At 66.5% G+C, this 22719-nt stretch carries 19 protein-coding genes; 11 read left to right on the top strand and 8 right to left on the bottom strand.

Going from position 1 to position 22719, the window contains the following annotated elements:
* The first annotated feature begins 56 nt into the window (after positions 1-56).
* The 4 genes from ACLH0K_RS13175 to ACLH0K_RS13160 all read left to right on the top strand — a co-directional run bounded on the left by ACLH0K_RS13175 (position 57) and on the right by ACLH0K_RS13160 (position 4494).
* Positions 57-998 carry a PLP-dependent cysteine synthase family protein gene (locus ACLH0K_RS13175; protein ID WP_411374011.1) on the top strand — a complete coding sequence of 314 codons (942 nt, stop codon included), beginning with the start codon at positions 57-59 and terminating at the stop codon, positions 996-998.
* Positions 999-1037: 39 nt separating this feature from the next.
* Positions 1038-1502 carry an SRPBCC family protein gene (locus ACLH0K_RS13170; protein ID WP_411374010.1) on the top strand — a complete coding sequence of 155 codons (465 nt, stop codon included), beginning with the start codon at positions 1038-1040 and terminating at the stop codon, positions 1500-1502.
* 166 nt (positions 1503-1668) lie between these two features.
* Complete coding sequence (gene cobA / locus ACLH0K_RS13165) at positions 1669-2928, top strand: uroporphyrinogen-III C-methyltransferase (protein ID WP_411374009.1); 1260 nt, start codon at positions 1669-1671, stop codon at positions 2926-2928.
* Between the two features lie 99 nt (positions 2929-3027).
* Positions 3028-4494: an FAD-dependent oxidoreductase gene (locus tag ACLH0K_RS13160; RefSeq protein ID WP_411374008.1), complete on the top strand. Its 1467-nt coding sequence runs from the start codon at positions 3028-3030 to the stop codon at positions 4492-4494.
* A gap of 62 nt (positions 4495-4556) precedes the next feature.
* Here the strand turns inward: ACLH0K_RS13160 and ACLH0K_RS13155 are convergent, their stop codons facing one another.
* From ACLH0K_RS13155 to ACLH0K_RS13145, 3 genes are read right to left on the bottom strand one after another with little or no spacing between them, the layout of a single operon-like run.
* A complete protein-coding gene (locus tag ACLH0K_RS13155) occupies positions 4557-5768 on the bottom strand; it encodes an SRPBCC family protein (RefSeq protein ID WP_411374007.1) in 1212 nt (403 codons plus the stop codon).
* Positions 5769-5798: 30 nt separating this feature from the next.
* Positions 5799-6626: a DUF1206 domain-containing protein gene (locus ACLH0K_RS13150; RefSeq protein ID WP_411374006.1), complete on the bottom strand. Its 828-nt coding sequence runs from the start codon at positions 6624-6626 to the stop codon at positions 5799-5801.
* Between the two features lie 3 nt (positions 6627-6629).
* Positions 6630-6920, bottom strand: coding sequence for a hypothetical protein (locus ACLH0K_RS13145; RefSeq protein WP_411374005.1), 291 nt, complete (start codon positions 6918-6920; stop codon positions 6630-6632).
* 154 nt (positions 6921-7074) lie between these two features.
* On the opposite strand from ACLH0K_RS13145, the gene ACLH0K_RS13140 reads away from it, so the two are divergent.
* Entirely contained in the window at positions 7075-7611 is a 537-nt protein-coding gene (locus ACLH0K_RS13140; protein WP_411374004.1) for a hypothetical protein, read from the top strand.
* A gap of 92 nt (positions 7612-7703) precedes the next feature.
* On the opposite strand, the gene ACLH0K_RS13135 is transcribed toward ACLH0K_RS13140, so the two are convergent.
* The 3 genes from ACLH0K_RS13135 to ACLH0K_RS13125 form a co-directional block, all read right to left on the bottom strand.
* Positions 7704-8957: an AI-2E family transporter gene (locus tag ACLH0K_RS13135; RefSeq protein ID WP_411374003.1), complete on the bottom strand. Its 1254-nt coding sequence runs from the start codon at positions 8955-8957 to the stop codon at positions 7704-7706.
* A gap of 84 nt (positions 8958-9041) precedes the next feature.
* Positions 9042-9722: a FadR/GntR family transcriptional regulator gene (locus ACLH0K_RS13130; RefSeq protein WP_411374002.1), complete on the bottom strand. Its 681-nt coding sequence runs from the start codon at positions 9720-9722 to the stop codon at positions 9042-9044.
* A gap of 6 nt (positions 9723-9728) precedes the next feature.
* Complete coding sequence (locus tag ACLH0K_RS13125; RefSeq protein WP_411374001.1) at positions 9729-11036, bottom strand: CynX/NimT family MFS transporter; 1308 nt, start codon at positions 11034-11036, stop codon at positions 9729-9731.
* A gap of 142 nt (positions 11037-11178) precedes the next feature.
* Here ACLH0K_RS13125 and ACLH0K_RS13120 point away from each other — a divergent pair, with 142 nt between their 5' ends.
* On the top strand, positions 11179-12774 hold the full coding sequence (locus ACLH0K_RS13120; protein WP_411374000.1) for a CHAD domain-containing protein: 1596 nt from the start codon (positions 11179-11181) through the stop codon (positions 12772-12774).
* A gap of 3 nt (positions 12775-12777) precedes the next feature.
* Here the strand turns inward: ACLH0K_RS13120 and ACLH0K_RS13115 are convergent, their stop codons facing one another.
* Positions 12778-14214 carry a PucR family transcriptional regulator gene (locus ACLH0K_RS13115; RefSeq protein WP_411373999.1) on the bottom strand — a complete coding sequence of 479 codons (1437 nt, stop codon included), beginning with the start codon at positions 14212-14214 and terminating at the stop codon, positions 12778-12780.
* Between the two features lie 172 nt (positions 14215-14386).
* Here ACLH0K_RS13115 and ACLH0K_RS13110 point away from each other — a divergent pair, with 172 nt between their 5' ends.
* Both ACLH0K_RS13110 and gabT read left to right on the top strand, forming a co-directional pair.
* Complete coding sequence (locus ACLH0K_RS13110) at positions 14387-15817, top strand: gamma-aminobutyraldehyde dehydrogenase (protein ID WP_411373998.1); 1431 nt, start codon at positions 14387-14389, stop codon at positions 15815-15817.
* Positions 15818-15830: 13 nt separating this feature from the next.
* A complete protein-coding gene (gene gabT / locus ACLH0K_RS13105) occupies positions 15831-17201 on the top strand; it encodes a 4-aminobutyrate--2-oxoglutarate transaminase (RefSeq protein ID WP_411373997.1) in 1371 nt (456 codons plus the stop codon).
* A 92-nt stretch (positions 17202-17293) separates the two neighbouring features.
* On the opposite strand, the gene rarD is transcribed toward gabT, so the two are convergent.
* Entirely contained in the window at positions 17294-18337 is a 1044-nt protein-coding gene (gene rarD, locus ACLH0K_RS13100) for an EamA family transporter RarD (protein ID WP_411373996.1), read from the bottom strand.
* Positions 18338-18442: 105 nt separating this feature from the next.
* Here rarD and ACLH0K_RS13095 point away from each other — a divergent pair, with 105 nt between their 5' ends.
* From ACLH0K_RS13095 to ACLH0K_RS13085, 3 genes are all read left to right on the top strand, one after another.
* Complete coding sequence (locus ACLH0K_RS13095; protein WP_411373995.1) at positions 18443-19441, top strand: DNA topoisomerase IB; 999 nt, start codon at positions 18443-18445, stop codon at positions 19439-19441.
* A gap of 18 nt (positions 19442-19459) precedes the next feature.
* A complete protein-coding gene (locus ACLH0K_RS13090; protein ID WP_411373994.1) occupies positions 19460-20890 on the top strand; it encodes an FAD-dependent oxidoreductase in 1431 nt (476 codons plus the stop codon).
* Between the two features lie 273 nt (positions 20891-21163).
* Positions 21164-22711 carry an amino acid permease gene (locus ACLH0K_RS13085; protein ID WP_411373993.1) on the top strand — a complete coding sequence of 516 codons (1548 nt, stop codon included), beginning with the start codon at positions 21164-21166 and terminating at the stop codon, positions 22709-22711.
* Positions 22712-22719 lie beyond the last annotated feature (8 nt).

Below are 22719 nucleotides of genomic sequence, written 5' to 3'. Positions count from 1 at the left end.
AATGCATCCGGCAACTCTTGGCGAGACCGGGCGAACGCTGAGTTCGAGGCGGGCAGGTGGAACGATCGGTGGAGGCAAGCTTAGGCGTCCTGGCGGGGATTGGTTCCACCCCACTGGTCGAACTGCGGAAAGTGGTGCCGCGGGGGTCAGCGCGGGTGCTGGCGAAGCTGGAGTTCGCCAACCCTACCGGAAGCATGAAGGACAGGATGGCCGTGGCTGCGGTCAAAGCCGCAGAAGCCCGCGGTGATATCAGCCCGGGCGACACCGTGGTCGAGTACACCGCCGGGACAACAGGCATCTCGCTCGCGTTGGCCTGCGCGGCCAAGGGCTACCGGCTGCATGTCGTTTTCTCGGACGCTTTCAGCGACGAGAAGCGCCGCACCATGGAGGCCTTGGGGGCAACAGTCGAGGACGTGCCCAGTGACCGCGGGCGCATCACTGAAAGCCTGATCAAGGCGATGATCGCCCGCGCGGGTGAGCTAAGCGCGCAGCCGGGCCACTGGGCCTGCGACCAGCTCAACAACCGCGACGCCATCACAGGCTACCTCGCCTTGGGCGAGGAAATCTGGCAGCAATCGAATGGCCAGGTGGACGCCTTCGTCCAGTCTGTCGGAACGGCCCACTCCATTCACGGCGCGGCCCACGCCCTGCGCCGGCACCTGCCTAAGCTGAAGGTCGTCGCCGTCGAGCCGGCTGAGTCGGCCGTACTCTCCGGCGGCCCTACTGGCTCCCACCGGATAGAAGGAATCGGTATTGGCTTCATACCGCCGCTGTGGGAACCGGAGGAGGTGGAAGCCATAGAAGTGGTGTCTTCCGAGGACGCAATGGCGATGAGCCGTCGCCTCGCCCGCGAGGAAGGGATTTTTGCCGGTACCTCTTCAGGAGGAAATGTTGTCGCGGCGCTGCGCGTAGCCGAACAGCTGGGTCCGGACGCAACTGTCGTCACCATCATGGTCGACTCCGGCTTCCGCTATCTCAGCACCGGGCTGTACGGATAGGTGCCTTCGTCCGCCCTGTGGGTCTGAAAGACTGGCGCCATGACCGTGAGCTTCGTGTGCCGCACTGAGTCCGTCCTTCCGCCGGAGCGGCTCTTCGACCTGGCCCGCAGCGTTGATGTGCACGTGGATTCCCAGAAAGGATCGGGGGAGCGGGCAGTGGCCGGTGTGACGTCGGGGTTGATCGGGCACGGCCAGGAGGTCACGTGGCGGGCCCGGCACTTCGGGCTGGCGCTCACCATGACCAGCCGCATCACCCACTTTGACTACCCCAGGAGCTTTGTGGACGAGCAAGTCCGGGGCCCGTTCAAGTCCTTTCGCCACAGCCACGGGTTCGAATCCACGGCCGGCGGGAGCATCATGACCGACCAGGTTGAATTCACGGCGCCGCTCGGCTTCCTTGGCCGCGCAGCCGAGAAGCTGGTCCTGCGCCGGTACCTGCAGCGGCTGATCCGGGAGCGCGGCCGGTTCCTTGCCGCTGCCAGCAGCCGAACCGGGGCACTTTGACTCGGACGCGCCGGCTGTCCAAGGCAACCCCGCCGCACGTCCCGCCAAAGTGCCCTCGTTTGCAGCACGACGGCGGGCGGTTGGCTATGTGACGCAGCGTTACCTTACGTGAACTGGTGTTGCTCGGCCTTTGTGGGCGATTGTGACGCGGCCCTACCGTTGATTCATGGCAATTCAGGATATCTACCCCACAGCGCTGCGGCTGCTCGGCCGCCCCGTGCTGGTGGTGGGCGGCGGCCCCGTTGCCGCACGCCGCGCCAAGGGCCTGCTTGACGCCGGTGCAGTGGTCACCGTCGTCGCTCCCGTTGCCTCGCCCGCGCTGCAGGAGATGGCCGACGCCGGCCTGGTCACCTGGGCAGCGCGCCCCTACCTTTCCAGCGACGTCGACGGGGTATGGTTCGTCCAGACAGCCACCGGCAATCCAAAGGTGGACGCCCAGGTGTCTGCCGACGCCGAGGCGCAGCGCGTCTGGTGCGTGAACGCCTCTGACCACGAAGCCTCCGCCGCCTGGACACCCGCCGTCGCAGAGGTTGACGACGTCAAGATCGCCGTCAACGCCGGGGGAGACCCGCGCCGGGCCATGGCCGTCCGTGACGCCGTCGCCACCGCCCTGGAAACCGGTGACCTGCCGCTGCGCCGGCGCCGTCGCGCAAAAAACGGAACCGTCGCCCTGGTTGGCGGCGGACCCGGCGACACCGGGCTTATCACCGTCCGTGGCCGCCGGCTCCTCGGCCAGGCCGACGTCGTCGTTGCTGACCGGCTGGGCCCGCGCGAACTCCTGAACGAACTCGCCCCCGATGTCCGCGTCATCGAGGTGGGCAAGACCCCCGGCCACCATCCCGTCCCGCAGGCAGACATCAATCGGATCCTCGTCGAGGAAGCCCTCAAGGGCCACCGCGTGGTCCGGCTCAAGGGGGGCGATCCCTACGTCCTGGGCCGCGGCGGCGAGGAAGCCGAACACTGCCGCCGGCACGGCGTCGAGGTGGAAGTCGTTTCCGGCGTCACCTCCGCCATCTCCGTCCCGGCAGCCGCCGGCATCCCCGTGACGCACCGCGGCCTGGCCAAGGGCTTCAGCGTGGTCACCGGACACGAGGAACTGTCCGAAGTTCCAGCACGTGCGGACCACACCATCGTCCTGCTCATGGGCGTCGGCCAGCTCCGCGAATCAGCGTCCGCGCTGGGCGAAGCGGGCCTGCCGGCCGGGACGCCGGTTGGTATCGTAGAGAACGGCTATTTGCCGGACCAGCGCGTCACCATCGGCACGCTCGGTTCCATTGCGGACCAGGCTGAAGCCGCCGACGTCGCAAATCCCGCAGTGATTGTCATCGGTGACGTGGTGCGCGTGAGCCCGTTCGCGCCGTCGCACTTCAAAACCGCTGACTACAGCACCACCAGCCCGAACAAGCCCCGAGTCCTCACCACCTAGCCCCCACCCAAACTAGGTAGCAGTAACTGTCGTTATGAACCCTCAAAACGACAGTTACTGCTACCTAGTTGGGCCGGACCCAAGAAAAGGAACACAGCCGTGTCATCAAGCACCACCGTAGGTTCTGCCGAACGTCCGCTGCGCGTCGCCGTTGTGGGCTCCGGCCCGGCCGGCGTCTACGCCGCGGACATCCTCACCAAGAGCGAAGCCGTCAAGAGCGGCGAGCTGACCGTGAGCATCGACCTCTTCGACCGCTACCCGGCACCCTACGGCCTGATCCGCTACGGCGTGGCCCCGGACCACCCCCGCATCAAGGGCATCGTCAACGCCCTGCACAAGGTCCTGGACCGCGGTGACATCCGCTTCTTCGGCAACGTGGACTACGGCACGGACCTCACCATCGAGGACCTGCGCACCCACTACGACGCCGTCATTTTCGCCACCGGCGCCATCAAGGACGCGGACCTGAACATCCCCGGCATCGAACTCGAAGGTTCCTTCGGCGGCGCCGACTTTGTCTCCTGGTACGACGGCCACCCCGACGTTCCGCGCGAATGGCCGCTGGACGCCAAGGAAATCGCCGTCATCGGCAACGGCAACGTGGCGCTGGATGTGGCACGAGTGCTGTCCAAGCATGCTGACGACCTGCTGGTCACCGAAATCCCGGACAACGTCTACCAGGGCCTGAAGGCCTCGCCCGTCACGGACGTGCACGTCTTCGGGCGCCGTGGCCCCGCCCAGGTCAAGTTCACTCCGCTGGAACTGCGCGAGCTGTCCCACTCGCACGACGTGGACATCATCCTCTACCCCGAGGACTTCGAGTTCGACGAGGAATCGGACCGCCAGATCCAGACCAACAACCAGACCAAGACCATGGTGGGCACGCTTACCAACTGGATCGCCGAGCAGCCCGAGGACCTGTCCGAACTCAAGGCCTCCCGCCGCCTGCACCTGCACTTCCTGCACAGCCCGGTGGAAATCTACGACGACGCCGGGACCCCCGGCAAGGTGGCCGGCATCAAGTTTGAGCGCACCGAGCTGGACGGTACCGGCAACGTCCGCGGCACCGGCGAGTTCATCGACTACCCGGTCCAGGCCGTCTACCGCGCCATTGGCTACTTCGGTTCCGCCCTGCCGGAGATCGAGTTCGACCACACCAAGGGTGTCATCCCGAACGACGGCGGCCGCGTCCTGGATGCCTCCGGCACCCACGTGCCGGGCGTCTACGCCACCGGCTGGATCAAACGCGGCCCGGTGGGCCTGATCGGACACACCAAGGGTGACGCCCTGGAGACCGTGACCTACCTGCTGGAAGACCGCGAAAACCTTCCCGTGGCTAGCGTTCCCGCCGAAGAGGCGGTCGTCGAACTGCTGGATTCCCGCGGCGTGAAGTTCACCAGCTGGGAGGGCTGGCTGGCCCTCGACGCGCACGAGCTCGCCCTGGGCGCCGCTGCCACCGAGGCCGGCGGTTCGCACGGTGTTGAGGTCAAGCGTGAGCGCATCAAGGTTGTGCCGCGCGAGGACATGGTGGACATCTCACGCGACGGCGTAGCCGCCCAGGTCTAGGAGCCATCGATGAAGCGCGGAACCACCGGTTCCGCGCTTCATCGCTTTAAACCTGCTGGCGGCTACCTTCCCGCGCCGCCCGCGGCCATCAGCTCCAGCCGCTGCAGTGTCTCGCGGTTACGTACTTTGATGGTGGCGTCGCGGAGGACCTTGGGGACCAGCTTTCCTGGCCCCTTGATCGCGTCCTCCGCGATAGTCACCAGGCACTGGTCGCCCCGGTCCTCGAGGGTAATCTCCACCTTGGCTTCACCCATCGGCCAGCCGCGTGCCACCAGCTCCAGCCTGCGGTTCGGCTCGGTGCGGGTCACCCTGGAGCTGTCGTCAATGACGAACGGCCAGGCGCCCACCGAGTGGTGCAGCCGGGCCCCCGCCTGCGGCCAGGTGTCGTCCACGGCCCGGATCCGGGACGCGCCCACCACCCAGCCGGAGTACAGCCAGCCATCGGAAAGGACGCGCCAGACGTCGGCTGCGGGGGAGTTGAGCAGCTTGGACACGGTGGACATGGTGTTCCTTCCTTCTGCAGTGGTGGAGGCTTGGTGTTCGGCAAAACGTCCGACGGCCGCGGGCGCCTTCCGCTGGGCGGCGAGGTAGGAACCCTCCCGCAGCCGGCGGGTCCAAAGGTAGGCCTCTGCGCCCGGCGGCTGGTTCTTCAGCGGATTGAAGCGCAGGGGAGTGTCCCCAGGAGCGGCGCCGGCATGTAGCCGGAGTTCCCCGCAGGGCCGCCAGCGCCCGGTGGGCCGGGCCCAGTACAGGCCGAGCACCCATTCGCCGGCGGAGAGCGAACCCGGCGGCAGGCTGAGGGTCCGCAAACCCAGCAGCACGGGGCCGCTGCTGCCGCGGTACGGCATGAGGGTGGTCATGGTGGCGCCGTCCACGTCGAGCCGGGGCCGCAGCAGGAACCTGCCCGGAACGCGCCAGCCGGTCGAGGAGAACAACACGTCCGTCGGTCCGTGCCCCGGAGCATCGCCCGGCGTGACCCGGAGGGCGAGCCCCAGGACGTCCGGCAGGACCTGCGGCAGTCCGGCAGAACGCGAGAACCGGGCCTCCACGGTATCCAGCCCGGGTGAGTCAAGCCATCCAATGCCGCTGGGTTCGAAGGGGTTGCCGGTCCGGGTCAGCTCCCCGGTGAGGCCCAAACCCTGGGGATGGATTGGCCGGTCCGGCCGGACGAGCTTCAGCAGGCGGAAGAGCCCGGCAAAGGCTTGTCCCGCCGCCACCGAAAGGCCCGCCGCAATGCCGCGGTCGGACGTCTGGTCATTTGTCAGCTGCGTCATGCTTGTTACCTACCCCGAAAAGCCGCCGACCTACATACGGCCGAAGCGGGAGCGGATCAGGGCGAAAATGCCGTAGGCGATGAAGCCGGCACCGATGGCAACCAGCAGATACGGGCCAAAGGCGTGGTCGCGCAGGGCCTTGAGGCTGCCGTCGAGGCCGGTGGATTCTTCCGGGTTGTGCTTGGCGGCAGCGATGACGAACAGGAGCCCGGTGAGGTTGAGCGCTGCCCCCTTGGCGATGTGCCCAATGACGCCAAGAGAGTCAATGATCCTGCCGCGGCGCGTCCCCTCAAAGTGGTAAAGCTCTTCCTTGAAGCCCCGCCGCGCCCCCTTATGGATGAAGTAGATGCCGATTCCGATGATCGTCAGGCCCAGGGCTACCAGGACCCACTGGCCCAGCGGGTTGGCCATGAGGGACGCGCTGAAGTCGCGGGTGCTGTCACCTGAGTCGCCGCGCAGGCCGACGGCGAAGTTGGCGAAGGTGAAGCCGACGCTGCCGTAGGCGACGGCCAGAAACCCGGAAGAGATGAGTTTGGAGACCCGTTCCTTCCTGGGCTTGCCGCGCATGCGGAGCGTTGCCTCACTTGCCTGCCACAGGGACAAGCCGCCGGATGCCAGGACGCACCCCCACATGACGGCGGGGCCCCAGGGATTGGCGGCGAGCTGCTCGATGGCACCGGTGGCGTCCGCGTCGCCCGGCTGGCCGAATGCAACGGCAAGGGCGATGGCTCCCACGATGACGTGCAGCAGGGCCATGACCGCGAAGCCGGCCCGTGCGAGGACGTCCAGGATTTTGTGGTTGGACGCCTCCTCGATGACGTCCGCAGCCTGGCTGAGGGTTGATTCCCCGTCGGACATCGCTCAACCGTTCATGGGCCCTTCGGCACGCAGCTTTTCCGCGCCCGGTCCCTCGACGTGGATGGTGCAGCGGACCACCAGCCTGCCCGGGGCGTTATCCAGTTCCACCAGCGAATCGTCCCCGCTCAACACAGTGAACACCTCCGAGCCCGCCACGGCGGACACGCCCTTGGCTTCCGCCGTCTCCCGGGCATTCCGGAGCGCCTCGCGCTGGAGCCCGTCCACGTACGTGCCTTCGCTTTCCCTGGCCGGGTCCCCGAAGGCCCAGCCGAACAATGTCCCTGTGTTTCCCATGGCCACGATATTACGCGTTCGGCCGGCTCAAAGACGGGCTTTCGTAACATTAGTAAGTGTGCTTACCATGGTCGCACCTTGACCTCAGGGGCACGGAAACCAAAGTCCGCGGCAGCGGCATCCCGAAACCAGTTCAACGTAAGGAATGCACATCATGGCAGGAAATCTCATTGCCCGGTCAGTCCACGATCTGACGGCGGCGGCATGGTTCGGCGGATCCCTGATGGGTGCCATCGGATTGAACGGTGCGGCGGCGGAAGCTCGGGACCCTTCCGAGCGGACCCGGCTTTCCAGCGCCGGCTGGATGAAGTGGGCGCCGATCCAGACGGCCGCGTTTGCCTCGCACCTGGTGGCCGACCTGGCCATCGCCTGGGAAAACAAGGGCCGCATTGCAAAGCAGGAGGGCGTTGCCCGGGATACGGCGGTTAAGACTGCAGTGACGGTGGCAGGCGCCGCAGTGACCCTGTACTCCGGCATCCTCGGCAAGAAGGTGGAGAAGCTTGCGGAAGAGGGATCTGAGGGCGCAACCGAGCCCCGTCCGGGCGCTTCCGAGGAGCTGAAGGCAGCGCAGCAGCAGCTCAAGACGCTGCAGTGGATCATCCCCGCCTTTGCCGGCCTGGTGATCATCCTCGGCGCCAAGCACGGTGAGATGCAGCGGCCCAAGAACGTGTTCGAGGGCCTGCGCCGCTAGCCTTTCCGGCGGTGACCAGCAGCAAAGACGACGGTCCGGCACCCAGGTGCCGGACCGTCGTCGTGCTGCCCCTCCCCAGAACTTCGGCCGGGTTAGACGGATGTGCTTCCCGCCGGCGCTAGGTCGGGATTCATGTCCTCCAGGTTGGGGTCCTCCGCCGTCCAGACCTGGATGATGGCCCAGGTTACCGCGGCGAGCGGCACGGACAGCACCGCCCCCACAATGCCGGCGAGGATGGTGCCGGCGGTCAGCGCCATCAGGATCACCAGGGCGTGGAGCTGCAGCGACTTGCCCATGACGATGGGCTGCAGGAGGTCGCCTTCCAGCTGGTTGACGGCGATTACCACGGCCACCACGATCAGTGCCACCACCGGACCGTTGGCCACCAGGGCCACCAGCGCGGCCAGGATGCCCGCCACCGTGGCACCCACCAGTGGAATGAAGGCGCCGATGAAGACAATGATCGCCAGCGGAAAGGCCAGCGGAACCTGCATGATCAGCAGCGCGGCGCCGATGGCCACAGTGTCCACCAAAGCCACGATGGCGGTGCCGCGAACGTACCCGCCCAGCACCTCAAGAGTCCTGCTGCCCACCCGGCGCAGCTTGGCTTCCCGGCGGCCCTTGAAGGGGCGCAGGAAGAAGTTCCAGATCTTGGCCCCGTCCTTCAGGAAGAAGAACAGGATGACAATCATCAGGGCGGTGCCGGCGAGGAACTCGGTGACCACGGACAAACCGGTAAGCGCTCCCGAGCGGACCTGGCTGCTGGTGGCGAAATCAATGATGGCCTGCCGGGCCTGGCCCAACTGCTCCTGGTCGATCGGAATAGGCCCGGTGCGGAGGAACTGTTCAAGCTCATCCAGTCCGGAGGAAGCCTGCGCTGCCAGCTCGCCCCACTGGTTGCGGACGGAGAAGTAGATCACGGTGAAAACGCCGCCGAGCAGCAGCAGGAGCCCTATGAATGCGATGCCGGTGGCCAGGCCGCCGGGCACCCCGCGCCGCCGCAGCATGTTCACGAACGGGCCGATCGCCGCGGCCAGGATCAGCGCGATCAGGACCGGGATGACCAGGAGCTTGATCTGCATCAGCCCGTAGATGGACACCACGGCCACGGTCAGGATCAGAAGGATCTGGGCAGCCCGGATCCCCACCCTCCCCAGCCCGTCGGCCCACAAAGCGCCCGGCGGTTTGGTCCTGTCCTGCCCGGAGACGCCACCGCTGGTGGATGCGCCGAGGGGCGCACCCTGCCGGGCAACGCCGCTTTCCGTCGCCTCCGGCGCGGCCTCCCTGTGCAGCTCCGGGGGCTTGTTGCCTAACGTGTGTTCGGTCAGGCGTGTTGATCGCGCCATGGGAACTCCTCATCATCGGCGGCGCCTGCCCGCGGGTGCCGGGCAGGCTTACTACCTACGTCAGATAGTAAGCCTACTGACCGATTAGGAGCTGAGCCACTCCGCGCAGGAGTTCAGGTTCCGGTTGACGGTGGCCACGGCGGCCTCCTCGTCGTGCTGTTCGATCGCCTGGAGCAGCACGCTGTGCCCTTCGGCCGGGAGGCCGTCAAAGCCCGGCCTGCCCTGCTGGGCGAGCAGATCCTGGTGGAAGACGGTGCCAAAGCTGGCGTAAAGCTCGTGCAGCAACGGGTTATTCGAGGCCTGCGCCACCCGCTCGTGGAACCCCCAGTCGGCGCGCGCCCAGGCTTCCAGGTCGCCGACCTTCCAGGCCTGCTCCCGGGTGGTGAGGAGCGCACGCAACTCAGCGACGTCGTCGGCCGTTGCATTCCTGGCTGCCAGGCGCGCCGCCTGCGTGTCCAGTCCCAACCGCACTTCCAGGATGTGCTGGTCCGTGTGGTCCTGGTACATTCGCCGGGCAGCGCCGGAGATTTCGCTCGTGGCGCGCACGTAGGTGCCGTCGCCGCGGCGGACCTCAAGCATGCCGCTGTGCGCGAGGGCCTTGACGGCTTCGCGGAGGGTGCCCCGGGAAACCCCGAGCCCGGCGATCAGTTCGGTTTCGGAGGGGATGCGCTGGTTCAGCGGCCACTCGCCGGAGTGCACCATGGCGCGCAGCTTCGCGGTGACTTCGTCGGCCAGCGGCGGGCGGGTGGAGGGGCTCAGTGCCATGGCGTCCTACTTTATCCGTTCCCGGCTTTTGCCAGTCATGGCGGGGCCGGTGATCAGGTGCGCCACCACCACCTGGACCAGCGCCAGCGCCAGCAGCAGCACAAGCGGCAGTGTCCAGCCGCTTGTGGCACCGTGCAGCAGGCCCATTCCGAACGGCCCCGCCGTCGCCAGCAAATAGCCGGAGGACTGGGCCAGTGTGGACAGCGCAGTGGTTTCGGCGGTGTTCGTTCCGCTGCGGCTGATCATCACCATGACCAGCGGAAAGATTCCCAGCCCGAAGCCCAGCAGTACGGCGGAGACGAAGGCCAGCTGGACGGGCAGCGCCAGCAGTGCCGCCAAACCCAGGACCATGACCATGCTCACCAGGTAGAAGGCAGGGCGGAGCATCCGCGGCCTGGAACCGATGGCGATCAGGATCATGCCGGCCGGCACCGACACCAGCTGCATCAGCCCGAACATGAGGCCGCTGTCCGATGCGCTCAGCCCGAGGGTGGTGAGCATGTAGGGATACCAGCTCAGCAGCGCGTAGGCGAGCAGGGCCTGCAGGGTGAAGATCGCGGTCAGCAGCTGCCCCTTGCGGGTCCGCAGCAGGGGCCACGGGGAGACATGCACGGCGGCGTTGCGCCGGCTGTTGCGGTGCGCGTGCAGCACCACGGGAAGGAAACCCAGGAAAGCGGCGACGGCGGTGATCCCGATGGTGCCAACGGCGGCGGACGGAGACCCCAGCACCTGCGCCAGGGGGACGACGGCGACGGCCGTCACGGTTGCCCCCGTGGTCATGGTCACCGTATAAACGGCCGTCATCAGGGAGGTCCGCGAAGCGAAATGCTCGCGGATGAAGGACGGCATGGCCACGTTGCACACGGCCAGGCCGGACATGCCAACCACACTGCCGGCCACCAGCATGCCGGTGGCGGGGATACCGCGAAGCAGCAGCCCGCCGGCCAGCAGGGCAAGGGCGAGCAGGATGGCCTTCTCCACGCCCAGCCGGCCCGTAAGCCACGACGTGCCCGCGCCGGCGAGGGCGAAACACAAGGTGGGAATGGACGGAATGACCGCCGCCACCAAAGGCCCGTACCCAAGCACGGACTGGAGGTCGTGCAGCAGTGCCGACGCGCCGCTGATGCCGGCGCGCAGGTTCAGCCCGATCAACACCAGCGCCACGATGCCGAAAACGACGGCGGTCCGTGGCTTTTCGCGCACGTCCTGCCGCTGCCCTGCCGCGTCCACGACGGCGGCCGATGCCCCGGTGCGGGCAGTGCGGGAGGGGCTGGTGTTCGGGGCAAGAGTGGAGGCAGGTGGAGTGGCGGGCATACTCCCAAGCGTAAAGGTTAGACGTTTGATGTTTAGCCTTTTGTGGGCAAGCTCTCCCTGCACGGCACCGGCGGGCAATAGACTTCCTACGCCGGGTGCGGAGCGCCGGGTGCAGGCAAATGCGGCGGAAGGAAGGACGGCTGTGGCAGCTTCCCAGGCTCTCGAGGTGGAAAAGAAGTACGACGTCGGCCCTGACGCCAAGGTGCCGCGGCTGGAAGACCTTCCCGGGGTGGCGCGGGTGGGGAAGCCCCATACCGCGCAGCTGGAGGCCGTTTACTTCGATACTCCCGGACACATCCTGGCTTCCCGGCGCATCACCCTCCGCCGCCGCTCGGGCGGAACGGATGCCGGCTGGCACCTCAAGCTGCCGCCCGAATCTGCGCCGCAAGGAGAAGAACCCCAGCAACGCCGCGAGGTGCACGCGCCCCTTGGCCAGGCCGACGTCGTGCCCGAGGCCCTCCTGGCCCGGGTGCAGGCGTACCTGCGCGGCGTTGGACTGGCCCCGGTGGTGCGGCTGCATACCAAACGCACAAGCCACCCCCTGTATGGGGAAAATGGCGATCACCTTGCGGACCTGGCGGACGACCACGTGAGGGCGGAACGGCTGGCAGGACAGGACGACGCGGAGCCAACGGCGGAAAGCCGTACGCAGGAGTGGCGCGAGTGGGAGCTGGAGCTGGTCAACGGCGACGCCGCACTCTTCGCTCCCGCCGAAAAGCTCCTGCTGGCCGCCGGCGCCCGCCCCGCCGGCCACGCCTCCAAGCTTGCCAAAGCCCTCGGAACGGCGGCCCGGGACGTGGCGGACAGCGGCGGAACCGACAGCGGGGAGGTAAGCGCCACGGTGTTGCTGACAGGGAAACAGGCTCCTGCGGCTGCTGTCGTCACCGCCTATATCAGTCCTCACATCGAGGAGATCCTTGCCAAGGATGCCGCCATCCGGCTGGAAGAGCCGGAAGGGGTGCATGGCATGCGGTCCGCTGCCCGGCGCATCCGCTCAGTCCTTGCCGCCTACCGCAAGCTCTACCGTCCAGCGCCGGTGCGCCGGCTGCGGGACGAGCTGCGATGGCTGGGGCATCTGCTCGGTGATCCACGGGACGCCGAAGTGCTGCTGGCCGGGTTGAATGGTCACCTTGACGAGCTCGCGCCCCGTCAGGGCACGGACGCTGTCCGGGACCGGGTGGAGCGCCACACCGGTGAGGCCTACGACGCAGGCTACCGCCGGCTCCAGGATGCGCTGCGCTCGGACCGCTACTTCCGGCTTCTGGACAGCCTCGAGGAATTCCGCGACAACCCGCCAGTCCGGATGGAAACCGTGCCTCCGGGCGAACGTGTTGCCTCGAAAGCCGTGGACAAGGCGGCAAAGCGGCTGCGCCGCTCGCACAAGGCCGCGTCACATGCCCGGCATGGCAGGGACCACGAGAACGGCCTCCACCGGGTCCGGATCAATGCCAAGCGGCTGCGGCATGTGGCTGAATCGGCAGCGCTCCTCAAGGGCAAGCGGGCGGACAAGGTTGCCAAGGCTGCACACCGGCAGCAGAAGATCCTTGGCGATTTCCACGACGCCGTCCTGGCCCGGGACCTGCTGGCTGGCCTGGGCCCGGACCTGGACCGGCCCGCGACGGCGGAAGCCTATGCAGCGCTTCTGAAGCGGCAGGAGGAGCTGATGGCCGACACCGAGGCGAAGTACCGGAAAGCCCGCAAGAAGTCCCGCGACCTGCTGCGCGGCGGCGTACTTTGAAGGCTACTTGCCCTGCCGCGCGGTCAGGCGGGCAACGGCCAAGGCCAGCCACAGCTGCACCCGGTCCGACGTGACGGCAGGATCGTAGCCGGTCAGTTCCGTAATCTGGGCCAGCCGGTAACGGACCGTGTTGCGGTGCAGCGTGAGCTGCTCGGCCACCGCTGCCACCGAGCCGTTGTTGTTCAGGTAGCTTTCCAGCGTGGCCATCAGCTCGGAGCCGTGGGCGGCGTCGAAGGTGCGGAGCGGGTTCAGCGATTCATGCGCCATGTCCGCAAGGGGCACATCCTCACTGGCCAGCAGCAGCGACGTCAGGCTGAGCCGCTCCGGCTCGTTGACCGGGAGGCCGTGGCTTGCCGCGTCCCGGGCTTCGAAGTAGCTCCAGCGCAGGCCGTTCGGCTTTGTGTAGGCACCGCCGATGCCTATGGTGGCGTGGATGCCGGCCTCGGCCAGGTGGTCGCTGAGCTTCCGCGCCAGGGCCGGCGCCGCCCCGCCGTCGTCATTGACGACCAGCACCAGGTCCTTGCCCACGACGGCGGCAACGGCGTTTTCGAGGTCGCGCGGCACCGCGGTGCTTCCCAGGGCCTTGGTATGGGCTGCGGACACAGCCAGCAGCACCACGTTCTTGCGGGTGCTGTTGATGCCCACGCCGGCCAGGCGCCGCTGGGCTTCACTGGTTTCCAGCGCGCCGTGGATGACGTCTTCAAGCACCTGCCCGCACAGTGCGCGCTGGGCCTGCCGCTGCTTGACCATGTTGTTCAGTTCCACGCTGATCAGGTTCTGCGCGTAGCCGATGATTCCGGTGTCCTCGAACGGCTGCCGGACCCACAGCGTGCAGGCGTCACGGCGGCCGGTGGGGATGGGGTAGGAGGACCAGGACTCCGCCGTCGGCGCTTCCTTGCTGCTGTTGTAGAGCTGCGCCGTGAACTGGGTAAGTGCGATGTCCGTACGGAGCATGTCGCCGAGGTGTTTCAGCAGCTCCGCCAGCCCGCCGCCGGTGAGCAGCGCCCGGGCCAGCACCTGGTGCCCGGCAATCAGCCGTTCCAGCTTGGCGTAGTGGTCCGCGGACTGGGCATCCGCAACAAGCTTGGTAATGGCGATGAAGGGGGTTTCGTAGGGGACTTCCACCACGGGCAGGCCCCACCTGTTGGCCTCTGCCAGCAGCGCCGGCGGCACCGACTCGTGCGAAAGCCCGACGCCGAAACCGATACCCACTGCGCCGGCCCGCTGCACCTGGCGGACGAACCGGCGCTGCTCGGGTGCGGAGCGCAACCGCAGCCCGGTGGTCAGGACCAGTTCGCCACCGTTGAGGAACCGCTGCGGATCCTCCAGTTCCGTGACTGCCACCCAGTTGATGTCGTGGTGCCAGGTGGTCTCGGCCACCCCCGCCCTGGACAGCTTCAAGGAGTTCACGCCCAGCAGGGCAGCGAGGGAAATGGCCATGGATCAAGGATAAACGGGAGCTGGACAAGCGCACTAAATACCGGAAGGAAGGGTGTGCAGGTGGCTATTCACTGGGCAGGGGTGCTGGCATAGGCTCAAACCAGTTCCATCCATCCGCCCTGGTCCATATCCGCTCCGGCGCTGATGGCCCCTACGAAAGAGGTTGCACACCGTGGTCCAAACCTTGCAGAACTTCATCAACGGAGAGTTCGTCACTCCTGCCGGCACCAAGCTGCTGGACGTGGTCAATCCGACCAACGGGGAAGTGGTGGCACGTTCGCCCATTTCGGTGCAGGACGACGTTGACGCTGCCATGAACGCCGCGCAGGAGGCCTTCAAAACCTGGAAGCGCGTCACCCCGGGCCAGCGGCAGCTGATGCTGCTCAAGCTTGCCGACGCCGTGGAGGCCAACAGCGATGAACTGGTGGAAGCACAGCACCGCAACACCGGCCAGGTCCGTTCCCTGATTGCATCCGAAGAGATCGCTGCCGGCGCAGACCAGCTCCGCTTCTTCGCCGGCGCCGCCCGCATCCTCGAAGGCAAATCCGCCGGTGAGTACTTCGAGGGCCACACCTCCTACGTACGCCGCGAGCCCATCGGCGTGGTAGCCCAGGTGGCACCGTGGAACTACCCGTTCCTGATGGCCATCTGGAAGATCGGCCCCGCCCTCGCCGCCGGCAACACTGTAGTGCTGAAGCCCTCGGACACCACCCCCGAATCCACCCTGGTCCTGGCCCGGTTGGCCAAGGACATTTTCCCGGCGGGTGTCCTGAACGTTGTGCTGGGTACCGGCGAAACCGGTGCCATGATGGTAGACCACAAGGTCCCCGGCCTGGTCTCCATCACGGGCTCCGTCCGCGCCGGCGTGGCCGTGGCCTCCGGCGCAGCCAAGGGACTCAAGCGGGCCCACCTGGAACTTGGCGGAAAGGCACCTGCCATCGTCTTCAAGGACGCGGACATCAAGAAGAGCGCGGCGGCCATCGCCGAATTCGCTTTCTTCAACGCCGGCCAGGACTGCACCGCCATCACCCGGGTGCTGGTGGAGGAATCGGTGCACGACGACGTTGTGGCCGCGATGGTGGAACACACCCGCACGTTGCACACCGGCTCGCAGAACGACGAAGACAACTACTTCGGGCCGCTGAACAACGTGAACCACTTCAACGCCGTGACATCGGTGGTGGAGAACCTGCCGGCCAACTGCCGGATCGAAACCGGCGGCCACCGCGCGGGGGAGAAGGGCTTCTTCTTCGAGCCCACCATCATCACGGGCGCAAAGCAGACCGACGACGTGGTGCAGAAGGAAACGTTCGGCCCGGTCATCACGGTGCAGACGTTCAGCACCGAGGAAGAGGCCGTTGAACTGGCCAACGGCGTCGAATACGCCCTGGCCTCCAGCGTCTGGACGTCCAACCACGGCACGGCCATGCGCCTGAGCCGCGACCTGGACTTCGGCGCCGTCTGGATCAACACCCACATCCTCCTCACCGCCGAGATGCCCCACGGCGGCTTCAAGCAGTCCGGCTACGGCAAAGACCTCTCCATGTACGGCGTGGAGGACTACACGCGCATCAAGCACGTGATGTCCGCCCTCGACTCTTAAGAAAGTAACCCCCATGACCACCACCGCACCCGAACTCAACTACCGGCTGGAGCAGAAGCGCTCCATCAACGGCGCATTCCCCGGCCCCAAGTCCGCCGCCCTCGCTGAGCGCCGCAAGTCCGTCGTCGCTGCCGGTGTCGCCTCCGGCGTTCCTGTCTACGTGGCAGACGCCGACGGCGGCATCGTCCAGGACGTCGATGGCAACTCCTTCATCGACCTGGGCTCCGGCATCGCGGTGACCAGCGTGGGCGCGTCCGATCCCGCCGTCGTGGGCGCCGTGAAGGAAGCCGTGGAGCACTTCACCCACACCTGTTTCATGGTGACGCCCTATGAGGGCTACGTCGCAGTCGCCGAGCAGCTGAACCGCCTCACCCCCGGCGACCACGAGAAGCGCACCGTCCTCTTCAACTCTGGTGCCGAGGCCGTGGAGAACGCCATCAAGGTGGCCCGCCTTGCTACCGGGCGCGACGCCGTCGTCGCCTTCGACCACGCCTACCACGGCCGCACCAACCTCACCATGGCGCTGACCGCCAAGGCCATGCCGTACAAGACCAACTTCGGCCCCTTTGCGCCGGAGGTCTACCGCATGCCCATGAGCTACCCGTACCGCGAGGAAAACCCGGAGATCACCGGTGCCGAGGCCGCCAAGCGGGCCATCACCATGATTGAGAAGCAGATCGGCGGCGACCAGGTTGCCGCGATCATCATCGAGCCCATCCAGGGCGAGGGCGGCTTCATCGTCCCCGCCGAAGGCTTCCTCCCGGCGCTGGCCGCCTGGGCCAAGGAAAAGGGCATTGTCTTCATTGCTGACGAAGTCCAGTCCGGCTTCTGCCGCACCGGCGAATGGTTCGCGGTCCAGCACGAAGGCGTTGTCCCGGACATCATGACCTTGGCCAAGGGCATCGCCGGCGGGATGCCGCTGTCCGCCATCACCGGACGGGCGGACCTGCTCGACGCCGTCCACCCGGGCGGCCTGGGCGGCACCTACGGCGGTAACCCGGTAGCCTGTGCCGCGGCCCTGGCATCCATCGGCACCATGGAGGAATACGACCTGGCCGGGCGCGCCCGCCACATCGAGTCCCTGGCCACCTCCCGCCTCCGTGAACTGCAGGCCGAGCTGGCCGGCGCCGGCAACGGCGTGATCGGTGACGTCCGCGGCCGCGGTGCCATGCTGGCCATCGAACTGGTGCGGTCAGGGTTCAAGGAACCGAACCCGGAACTGACCAAGGCTGTTGCCGCCGCCTGCCTGAAGGAAGGCGTCATCATCCTCACCTGCGGCACCTACGGCAACGTCATCCGCCTGCTGCCGCCGCTGGTCATCACCGATGAACTCCTCATCGACGGCCTGGACGTCCTGGCGGCAGCCATCAAGGCCAACGCTTAACCGGAACGACTCCCTCCGGCAACGCCAGGAAGGCGGACTCAGCATCAGCTGGGTCCGCCTTCCTGGTTTTCGCCTTCAGCGGGCCAGGCCCGTCAGCCGGCCGGGTGCAGTGCGGCTTTCCGGGCCACCGCATGCTTCCGCGCGGTTCGCAGCATGTCCACGGTCAGGACCAGCAGGGCCAGCCACACCACCCCGAAACCGATCCAGCGCTCCACGGGCATTGCCTCGCGGAACACCACCAGCGCCACGATGAACTGCAGGACCGGAGCGAAATACTGCAGCAGGCCGATGGTGGTCATCGGCAGCCGGCGCGCCGAAGCGCCGAAAAAGACCAGCGGCACCGCGGTGATCACGCCGGATGCCAGCAACAGCCAGAAGTGCCCGGCGCCCTGGCTGGTGAGGGTGGCCGATCCGTTAAGGGCGAGGGCCACCATGGTGACTGCCGCGAAGGGTGCCAGCACCATGGTTTCCACGCTCAGGCTGGTCACCGCATCGACCTTGGGCCCCACGCGCTTTTTCACGAAGCCGTAGAGGCCGAAGCTGAAGGCCAGGGTCAGGGCGATCCATGGCAGCTTGCCGTAGGAGTAGGTCAGGACGCCCACGGCCACGAAGCCGATTCCGACGGCGGCCCACTGGAGCGGGCGCAGCTTTTCCTTGAGGACCAGGACTCCAAGCAGGACGGACACCAGCGGGTTGATGAAGTAGCCCAGCGAGGTTTCCACGGCCTGGTTGGTGGTCACGCCGTAGGTGTAGGTCAGCCAGTTGACGGCGATGAGGAAGGCGGCGAGGGCGAGGGTTCCGAATACCGCCCGGTCCCGGAACGCGGCAACCAGGGCCGGCCAGGCACGGGTCACCGTGATCAGCAGGGCGCAGAAGAGAAGGGACCAGACCACGCGGTTGGCTACGATTTCGACGGCGCCCGCGGGCATAAGCACGAAGAAGTACAGCGGGAGCAGCCCCCAGAGCCCGTACGCCCCGATGCCGAACAGGATTCCCGCCGTCGTGTCCTTATCGACGGCTTTGGGCGCAGCTGCGGCGGCAGTGCGGCCGGCGCCCGTTCCGCTGGAAGAAGCTGGGGCCGCATCGTGGGCCGGGGAACTGGAGGGGGAGCGATTGGGGAAGGGCACGAAACCCATAACATCAGCCGCTAAACAGGTATTCCAAGCAAGCACGCCTCAAAACCGGCAAATAGTCAGTAGCCTTGCTTTTATGACACGTGCATACCATCCGGATGCAGAACCATGAGGCTCCGGCGCAGCAACGCCTCAGGCCGCGGATACCGCCGGATCGCCTCTGGCAAGGGGTTCAGTTACCGGGACCTGGACGGTTCCACCGTGCCGCAGGGGCCCGTCCGCGAACGGCTGGAAAGCATCGGCATCCCGCCGGCCTGGACGGACGTCTGGATAGCTCCCTTCGAAAACGGCCATATCCAGGCCACCGGTGTGGACGGCGTTGGCCGGCGCCAGTACATCTACCATCCGGAATGGCGTGCGCGGAAGGACCGGCTGAAGTTCGACAGGTCCCTGCAGCTGGCCGAATCGCTGCCCGCCGCCCGCCGCCGCGTCACCATGGACCTGCGGGGTGAAGGTTTCACCCGGGACCGCGTCCTGGCCGGAGCCTTCCGCATGCTTGACAGCGGCTCGCTCCGGGTCGGGTCCGAGAGGTATACGAACGAGAACGGGAGCCGGGGGCTGGCGACGCTCCTGTGCGCGCACGTGCAGGTGCGGAAGGACCGGATCATGCTGCGGTTCCCGGGCAAGAGCGGCAAGGACTGGGAATCGGAAATCCGGGACGCCGACCTGGCAGTCCTGCTGCGCCTGCTCAAGCGCCGGGGCCCAAACGCCCGGCTGCTGGCGTACAAGGAGGGGCGGACCTGGCGGCCTGTGACCAGTGCCGACATCAACGCCTACGTGAAGGAACGCACCGGGTCCGACTTCACCGCCAAGGACTTCCGCACCCTGCGGGGCACCCTGGCAGCTGCCAGCAGCCTGGCCCGCACCGGTCCGCAAAAGACCGTCGCGAAGCGGAAGCGTGCCATCAGCCGGGCCATGATCGACGCCGCGGAGGTGCTGGGGAACACGCCGTCCATTGCCCGCAAGAGCTACGTGGATCCCCGGGTGGTGGACCACTACCACGAGGGCGAAACCATCGATCCGAAGCGGCCGGACTCGGCGGAGGCGGAGCTGCGGGCGCTGCTGTACCGCGAAGGGGACGTGGTTCCGCTGGCCAAGAGCGGCTGAGGCCTAGAATTGGGGACTGTGACCAACTCCAGCGAACCAGCTTCCACCCGCCCGTTGCGCGTCGCGATTGTGGGGGCAGGACCGGCGGGCGTCTATGCTGCGGACATCCTCACCAAGTCCAGCGGGGTCAAGGACGGGGGCTTCGAAGTCAGTATCGACCTCTTTGAGGCCTACCCCGCGCCCTACGGCCTGATCCGGTATGGCGTGGCACCGGACCACCCACGCATCAAGGGGATCGTGAATGCCCTCCACAAGGTGCTGGACCGCGGGGACATCCGCTTCCTCGGCAACGTGACGTACGGCAGGGACCTCACCCTGCACGATTTCCGTGCCTTCTACGACGCCGTGATCTTCTCCACCGGGGCGGTCAAGGACGCTGACCTGAACATCCCGGGCATCGACCTGCACGGGTCCTTTGGCGGGGCGGACTTTGTGTCCTGGTACGACGGGCATCCGGACGTTCCGCGCGAGTGGCCGCTGGACGCGAAGGAGATTGCCGTGATCGGCAACGGCAATGTGGCACTGGATGTTGCGCGCATGCTGGTGAAGCACCCGGAGGAGCTGCTAAGCACCGAGATCCCGGACAACGTCTACCGGGGGCTGAAATCCTCACCCGTGACGGACGTGCATGTGTTCGGCCGGCGCGGCCCGGCGCAGGTGAAGTTCACGCCGCTGGAGTTGCGCGAGCTCAGCCACATGAATGACGTGGACATTGTCCTGTACCCGGAGGACTTCGAGTTCGACGAAGCCTCCGATGACGCCATCCGCAGCAACAACCAGATCAAGACCATGGTCAATACCTTGACCAACTGGCTGGTGGAGGAGCACGCCGAGTCCGAGAACCCGTCCTCCCGCCGCCTGCACCTGCACTTCCTGCACAGCCCCGTTGAAGTGCTCGACGACGGCACGGGCAAAGTGGGCGGGATCAAGTTTGAGCGCATGCAGCTTGACGGCACCGGTAACGCGAAGGGTACGGGGGAGTACATCGAGTACCCGGTCCAGGCGGTGTATCGGGCCATCGGCTACCACGGTTCGGCGCTGGACGAGCTGGAGTATGACGCCAAGCGCGGCGTCATCCCCAACGAAGGCGGCCGGGTCCTGGACGTCGATGGAAAACCGGTCCCCGGCATCTACACCACAGGCTGGATCAAGCGCGGCCCGGTGGGCCTGATCGGGCACACCAAGGGCGACGCCCTTGAGACCATCGGCTTCCTGCTGGAGGACCGGCTGATGCTGCCGCCGGCACAGAACCCGGATCCGCAGGCCATCATCGACCTGCTCGAGGAGCGCGGCATCGAGTACACCACGTGGGAAGGCTGGAACAAGCTCGACGCCCATGAAGCGGGTTTGGGCGCAGCCTGGACGGGACCCGGCGGCCTGGACCACGTGGTCCGCGAGCGGATCAAGGTGGTTCCGCGGGAGGAAATGATCCGCATTTCCCGCTCCTGACCACAGCTGTGCAGTTGACTGCAGCGCCCGGCTGGAGTGGCGACCATCCCAGGCAAGCGCTAACTCATCCGGTCCGCCCTGATGGACTGGCCAACTTAAGCAATTCGCCATTCAAGCACTAGGGGCTCTCCTGCGGAGGGCCCCAAGTGCTGTTTGCAGAACAACCTTCGGCGTTTTACCGGTCTCACTATTCGGGACGATTGTGGCCGTCCACTGTATGGACACTATCGTTGACAGGTCTGTTTCCATCACAAATCAGGATTGTGATCCCCTATGAACCTTCTCCGGACCAAATCCATCGAGCAGTCCATCGCTGACTCCGATGAACCCGGACGCAAGCTCAAGCGCTCCCTCAGCACTTGGGACCTCATGATCATGGGCGTCGCCGTCGCTGTCGGCGCGGGCATCTTCTCTGTCGGTGCCAAGGCCGCAGCCAACTTCTCCGGCCCAGCCGTAACGGTGTCCTTTGCGGTCGCCGCCATCACCTGCGCGCTCGCCATTATGTGCTACGCCGAGTTCGCCACCGCAATCCCCGTGGCCGGCTCCGCCTACGTCTTCACCTATGCCACGATGGGCGAACTCCTCGCCTGGATCATCGGCTGGAACCTGATCCTCGAACTGTTCACCGCCGCCGCGGTCATCGCCAAATATTGGGGCATCTACCTCAGCAAGGTGTTCGCGCTCATGGGCGCCGACATCCCGCCGGCCCTTTCGCTGGGCGGCGTTGACCTTTACTGGGGCGCGTTCCTCATTGTTGCCGTCTTCACCGTGCTGTTGGTGCTCGGCACCAAGCTCTCCGCCCGCGTGGGCAACATCTTCACCCTGATCAAGATCGGCGTCGTCCTGTTCGTGATCGTGGTGGGCTTCACCTACGTAAAGTTTGAAAACTACACCCCCTTCGTGCCCGCGGCCGAACCCACCGGCGGCACGGGCAGCGCGGACGTGCTGAAGCAGTCGTTCTTTGGTTTCCTCACCGGGGCAGCCCCTGCCCAGTACGGCACCCTGGGAATCTTTGCCGGCGCGGCGCTGGTGTTCTTTGCCTTCATTGGTTTCGACGTCGTAGCGACCTCTGCCGAGGAGGTCAAGAACCCGCAGAAGACCCTGCCGCGCGGCATCTTCGGCGGCCTTGCCCTGGTGACCCTGCTCTACATCCTGGTGTCCCTGGCGCTGACCGGCATGGTGTCCTACACCCAGCTTGCTGAGGCCGAAAGCCCCACCCTGACCACAGCTTTTGAAGCAGTCGGGGATACCTCGGCAGCAAAAATCATCGCGTTCGGCTCCCTTGTGGGCCTGACCACGGTGATCATGGTCCTGCTGATGGGCTTGTCCCGCGTGGTCCTGGCGATGAGCCGGGACGGGCTCCTGCCCCGGGCGCTGTCCCGCACCAGCGACAAGCACGCCACGCCGGCCCGTCTCCAGATCATCTGCGGTGCCGCCGTTGCCCTTGTAGCCGGACTCACCAACGTGGACCTGCTCGAGGAAATGATCAACATCGGCACCCTGTCCGCCTTCGTGGTGGTCAGCCTGGGCATCCTGGTGCTGCGCAAGAAGCGGCCGGACCTGAAGCCCGCCTTCCGCGTCCCCTTCGGGAAGGTCCTTCCGATCCTGTCCGCTGTGTTGTGCCTGTACCTGATGACCAACCTGGCAGTGGAGACCTGGATCTTCTTCGCCGTCTGGCTCGCCATTGGCATCGCAATCTACTTCGCCTATGGACAGCGCCACTCGCGCCTCAACGACCGGTTCAGCGAGGCCAGCACTGCCGTCAACGGCGCTGCTGCCGTGCCGCTGACCGTCGACCAGGAAGAGCGTACGCGGGCCTGACGGCTCCC

Source organism: Arthrobacter sp. MPF02 (assembly GCF_046605375.1).
In the GTDB taxonomy this organism is placed as follows: domain Bacteria; phylum Actinomycetota; class Actinomycetes; order Actinomycetales; family Micrococcaceae; genus Arthrobacter.
The sequence above is the reverse complement of the archived record's forward strand: the minus strand, read 5'-3'. Positions and strand labels throughout refer to the sequence as shown.

Excerpts from the sequence above, each read along its gene's own strand:
- rarD (WP_411373996.1), bottom strand. The coding sequence starts at position 18,337 with ATGGGTTTCGTGCCCTTCCCCAATCGCTCCCCCTCCAGTTCCCCGGCC.
- ACLH0K_RS13095 (WP_411373995.1), top strand. The coding sequence starts at position 18,443 with ATGAGGCTCCGGCGCAGCAACGCCTCAGGCCGCGGATACCGCCGGATC.
- ACLH0K_RS13130 (WP_411374002.1), bottom strand. The coding sequence starts at position 9,722 with ATGGCACTGAGCCCCTCCACCCGCCCGCCGCTGGCCGACGAAGTCACC.
- ACLH0K_RS13115 (WP_411373999.1), bottom strand. The coding sequence starts at position 14,214 with ATGGCCATTTCCCTCGCTGCCCTGCTGGGCGTGAACTCCTTGAAGCTG.
- ACLH0K_RS13155 (WP_411374007.1), bottom strand. The coding sequence starts at position 5,768 with ATGACGCAGCTGACAAATGACCAGACGTCCGACCGCGGCATTGCGGCG.
- ACLH0K_RS13170 (WP_411374010.1), top strand. The coding sequence starts at position 1,038 with ATGACCGTGAGCTTCGTGTGCCGCACTGAGTCCGTCCTTCCGCCGGAG.
- ACLH0K_RS13150 (WP_411374006.1), bottom strand. The coding sequence starts at position 6,626 with ATGTCCGACGGGGAATCAACCCTCAGCCAGGCTGCGGACGTCATCGAG.
- gabT (WP_411373997.1), top strand. The coding sequence starts at position 15,831 with ATGACCACCACCGCACCCGAACTCAACTACCGGCTGGAGCAGAAGCGC.
- ACLH0K_RS13085 (WP_411373993.1), top strand. The coding sequence starts at position 21,164 with ATGAACCTTCTCCGGACCAAATCCATCGAGCAGTCCATCGCTGACTCC.
- cobA (WP_411374009.1), top strand. The coding sequence starts at position 1,669 with ATGGCAATTCAGGATATCTACCCCACAGCGCTGCGGCTGCTCGGCCGC.
- ACLH0K_RS13135 (WP_411374003.1), bottom strand. The coding sequence starts at position 8,957 with ATGGCGCGATCAACACGCCTGACCGAACACACGTTAGGCAACAAGCCC.
- ACLH0K_RS13140 (WP_411374004.1), top strand. The coding sequence starts at position 7,075 with ATGGCAGGAAATCTCATTGCCCGGTCAGTCCACGATCTGACGGCGGCG.
- ACLH0K_RS13125 (WP_411374001.1), bottom strand. The coding sequence starts at position 11,036 with ATGCCCGCCACTCCACCTGCCTCCACTCTTGCCCCGAACACCAGCCCC.
- ACLH0K_RS13145 (WP_411374005.1), bottom strand. The coding sequence starts at position 6,920 with ATGGGAAACACAGGGACATTGTTCGGCTGGGCCTTCGGGGACCCGGCC.